Genomic DNA, 4,536 nt, shown 5'->3' with positions numbered 1-4,536 from the left:
GAAAGGAGCTCGTCGCCCGGGCCATCCACTACGGCAGCGACCGGGCCTCGGCGCCCTTTGTCTCCGTCAACTGCACCGCCATCCCCGACACCCTCATTGAAAGTGAACTGTTCGGGCATGTCAAAGGGGCCTTTACCGGCGCCAAGGAGTCCCGAACCGGTTTTTTCCAGGTTGCCGACGGGGGGACGATATTCCTGGATGAAATCGGCGACGCCAGCCCCAACTTGCAGGGAAAACTACTCCGGGTGCTCCAGAACAAGGAGATCCACGTGGTGGGATCCAGCCGTATCCGGAAGGTGGACACGCGGGTCATCGCCGCCACCCACCAGGATCTCAGAGTCCTGGTTCAAAAAGGCCTCTTCCGGGAAGACCTCTTCTACCGCCTGGTCGTGATCGACATCCCCGTACCGCCCCTGAGGGAACGTCAGGACGACATCATGAGCCTGATTCATCATTTCCTTTCAAAATTCTCGAAAGAGATGCATCGATCCGTTCCTGAATTTACCGACAACGCCCTGCAGGCCATCCGGAACTACAGCTGGCCGGGAAATGTCAGGGAACTCGAAAACCTGATTCAACGCCTGGTGGTCGTTGTGGATGCCGACACGATCGACGTCATCGACCTGCCCCCGGCCATGCGCGCCAATGTTCCGACGAAAACCTGGCAGGCGCGCCCCCTGGCCGAGGTGGAATTGGAGCACATCGAGCGGGTCCTTGCCGAAGTCGGCGGCAATAAAACCCGGGCGGCCGAGATTTTGGGAATCGACCGGAAAACCCTGCGTCAAAAGCTCAAGCGCGCCGGCCGGGAGACGAACTTCCCGGAGGATTAGACTTCGGGGAAATTTTCCCCACCGGAACGTTTTTCCCCACCCGTTTTACCCCGATTTTCCTCACCGGATGCCCCTTTTCCAAACCTGCATCATTTGCACCCCCCCTTTTTGGATCTATTCCGCTCAACCCGCACACGAACAGGTAGTCAATTCAACTGCCGCATTTCGTGACGGCGGAGACTCCTATCTTTAATCCATTTGATTTTATTATTTTTTTTAATCAATGACGCGAAACCTTCATATTTCAGGCACAGTTATTGCTTTGAATTATGTGCGTGAACGCAAATGATTCCAGGAAATGTCACCAAGCGCTTTAACACGGACATCCCATGCCATCGAACACTGCGGAAGACAAGACATATTACAAAACTCTCACGAGAAAAATATTCACCACGGTGGTGGTGGTATCCTTCATGCCGCTGATCTTTGTCAGCGGCATTATCCTTTACCATTTTCAAACCGCCCACAGTTCGAAGGTGTGCTCCTATCTCGAAGCCCTCGTCAACCGGCACCGCCATGATATCGACATGTTCCTGACCGAGCGGGAGAACAACATTCATTTCCTGGCGGAAAGCTATAATTATCCGGAATTGAGCGATGAGGATTTCCTGCAGAAAAAACTCGAGATCCTGAGAAAAGAGTACGGCGAAGTGTTTTCGGATCTCGGCGTCGTGGATCACAACGGCCATCAAACGGCCTATGCAGGGCCTTTTCGGCTCGAGAACGCCAACTATGCTTCGGCGGAATGGTTCCAGAAGGCAATGCGGGAGCAGTTTTTCATCAGCGACGTTTTCATGGGGCTGAGAGGATTTCCGCATTTTATCGTGGCCGCAAGGAACGAATGGAACGGCAACCATTACATTCTGCGGGCCACTGTCGATTTTCAGGCGTTCAACCGTGTTGTGCGAAACATCCGGATCGGCGAAACCGGTTCCGCCTTTATCATCAACCGGAAAAACGAACTTCAGACAGACACCTCCCTGGACATATCCGAAGACAGCGAACTCTACCGGGGACTGATCAATCAGGCTTTCGACGCCCAGAGTAAGGTCAGGATCAGCGTTCTCGAGAGCCGAAAAACCCAAAAGAGAAACCTCTACGTCACCGGCCTGCTCAACAACGGCCACTGGGCGCTGATCTATCAGCAGGACGTGGGCGACGCCTTCGCGGAAATCTATCGCACCTGGTGGATCGCCCTGATCGTTTTCACGGCGGGCGCCGTCGCCATCATCACCATGGCAATGATCGTTTCCCGGCGCACGGTCGGACGCATCGCCGAGGCCGACAACGAGAAAGAGATGATGAACCAGCAGGTGATCGAGAGCAACCGCCTCGCTTCACTGGGCGAGATGGCCGCAGGCATCGCCCACGAAATCAACAACCCCGTGGCCATTATGGTGGAGGAGGCCGGGTGGATCAGCGATCTCCTCGAAGAAGAAGAATTCCAGGAAAGTGAAAACCTGGAGGAATTCCAGACCTCGCTCGGCCAAATCAAGAAACAGGGGCTGCGATGCCGCGACATCACGCACAAACTTCTCAGCTTCGCCCGGCGATCCGAATCCCAGAAGCAGATCATCAAAATCAACGCGATGGTCGAGGAAGTGGTCGGCCTCTTCTCCCACCAGGCAAAATACAGCAACGTTCGCATCGTAACCAAATTCGCCGAGGACATGCCCTATATTCACGCATCCCAGACAGAGCTTCAGCAGGTTCTGTTCAACCTCATCAACAATGCGCTGGACGCACTGAGGGCCACGGGCGGCAAGATCGTCATCATGACCGGATGCGAGGACGACATGGCGGTGATCGAGGTCAAGGACAACGGGCCGGGAATCCCCCGGGCGGACCTGGCGAAGATATTCGATCCCTTTTATACGACCAAGCCGGTGGGAAAAGGAACGGGTCTGGGGCTGTCCATCTGCTACGGGATACTGAACAATATGGGCGGGAAGATCACCGTCGCCAGCTCCGTCGGTATCGGAACCAATTTCCGGGTCTTCATTCCCCATCAGGATTCAGGGCCCGGCACCGTTTCCGAAGCATCATCGGCGATCGGAAAAGCCGTTACCCTAACGCATTAAAGATCGTCCGGCCCCTTTTTCCCGCCGGACCCGGATCAAGGAGAGAAAAAAGATGAACGAATTGGCGCCCGACATCAACGTGCTGCTGGTGGACGATGAGATCGCTTTTGTAGAAACCATCACCAAAAGACTCAAAAAGAGACATTTCATAATTCAGACCGCGCACTCCGGCATGGAGGCCATGGAAAAGCTGGAAGAAAACGGCAACGCCACGGAGGTGGTGGTGCTGGACGTCAAGATGCCGGGTATGGACGGCATTGAAACCCTGGCCGAAATCAAGCGCAAATTCCCCCTCAAGGAGGTGATCATGCTCACCGGCCACGCCACCGTATCATCGGCCATCGAAGGCATGAAAAAAGGTGCCTTCGATTACCTCCTGAAGCCTTGTGAAATGAGCGATCTGGTGAGCAAGGTCAATCGTGCCGCCGAAAAGAAGCGGGAGCATGAAAAAAGAGTTGTCGAAGCACGGATGCAAGAGCTGATGCGCACCAGGGCGCAATAGGGGAAATGCCATGGTAAACCCATCCCCCGCACCGATTGAATTGCTCCTGGTGGATGATGAAGCGGATTTCGTAAGTGTTCTCTCAAAAAGACTGGAGAAAAGAGGGATCCGGGTCACGGCGTGTCTCAGCGGCTCAGACGCCGTCCAGGAATTTCTCAAAAAGGATTTTGACGTCATCCTCCTGGATCTCAAAATGGAATTTATGGACGGCATCGAGGTCTTGAAGGTCGTCAAGGAGACGAAGCCGCACATCCCCGTCTTCATGATCACCGGCCACGGTTCGGTGGAAGAGGCCCAGTTGGGCGTCGACTGCGGTGCCGTGGAATGCCTGCCGAAACCTTATGAAATTCAGGACCTCCTCCAAAAAATCCAGGAGGCCGTAAGCAGCAGAAAGGAGTCTATACATGGATAAAATCAGCCTGCTGTTGGTGGACGACGAAGTCGAGTTTCTGGCGCCCATGGTCAAGCGGCTGAAGCGGCGTAACTACCACGTCCAGACCTCCACCAGCGGCCCCGACGCCCTTGATTTCATCCGCAAGAACCCCGTCGAGTTGGTGGTGCTGGACGTCCAGATGCCCGGTATGGACGGCATCGAAACCCTGGCCGAAATCAAACGGATCGACCCGTCCATCGGCGTGGTGATGCTCACCGGACATGCCAATATCGAAGCCGCCATTGCGGGAATGGAGTTGGGTGCCTTCGACTATCTCATGAAACCCATGAATTTTGACGAGTTGGTCTACAAACTCCAGGACGTATACCGCGAAAAACAGATCCTGGGGGGGAAAAACAACTCTGAAAATGCAGGACAATAGAGAGCAGAACCGGAAGAGCGGCTACCGTCTTCCAGGAACCCAAAACCCAAAGTATTCAGGAGGCACTGTAACAAAATGAAATTCTTCAAAGAATGGGGCAGATTCATGATGATGGGCGCAAGAGCCCACGCTGATTGGGAAATAGCGGTATCCAATACCATCGTCAAAGACCGGAAACGGATAATGATCCTCGGATTATTGCTCGTTCCCATCATATTGGGGGGAATCGCCTTCGCGGATCAGATCGGAACGGTCATGCCGGAGGTGCTGGGCGGTAAAAAGGCCTACAGCCCCGCATTTTTCACGAC

General features: G+C 54.4%; 5 protein-coding genes and 1 pseudogene. All 6 read left to right on the top strand.

Annotated features, from left to right (window positions below; all coding sequences use genetic code 11):
- The coding region (locus AB7S84_RS16710; protein ID WP_428155891.1) for a sigma-54 interaction domain-containing protein at positions 1-830 on the top strand (830 nt) is incomplete at its 5' end.
- Positions 831-1,159: 329 nt separating this feature from the next.
- The gene (locus AB7S84_RS16705; RefSeq protein WP_020875929.1) at positions 1,160-2,911 is read left to right on the top strand and encodes a sensor histidine kinase; all 1,752 of its coding nucleotides are present in this window, start codon (positions 1,160-1,162) and stop codon (positions 2,909-2,911) included.
- A 52-nt stretch (positions 2,912-2,963) separates the two neighbouring features.
- Entirely contained in the window at positions 2,964-3,413 is a 450-nt protein-coding gene (locus tag AB7S84_RS16700) for a response regulator (protein ID WP_020875930.1), read from the top strand.
- A 10-nt stretch (positions 3,414-3,423) separates the two neighbouring features.
- Positions 3,424-3,825, top strand: coding sequence for a response regulator (locus tag AB7S84_RS16695; protein WP_020875931.1), 402 nt, complete (start codon positions 3,424-3,426; stop codon positions 3,823-3,825).
- Positions 3,818-4,228, top strand: coding sequence for a response regulator (locus AB7S84_RS16690; RefSeq protein ID WP_020875932.1), 411 nt, complete (start codon positions 3,818-3,820; stop codon positions 4,226-4,228). Before AB7S84_RS16695 ends, AB7S84_RS16690 begins: the two co-directional genes overlap by 8 nt.
- 75 nt (positions 4,229-4,303) lie before the next feature.
- Positions 4,304-4,536: pseudogene (locus AB7S84_RS16685) on the top strand (sulfite exporter TauE/SafE family protein); the annotation flags it as partial.

The sequence above is a fragment of the Desulfococcus sp. genome, assembly GCF_050178255.1.
In the GTDB taxonomy this organism is placed as follows: Bacteria; Desulfobacterota; Desulfobacteria; order Desulfobacterales; family Desulfococcaceae; genus Desulfococcus; species Desulfococcus multivorans.
The sequence above is the reverse complement of the archived record's forward strand: the minus strand, read 5'-3'. Positions and strand labels throughout refer to the sequence as shown.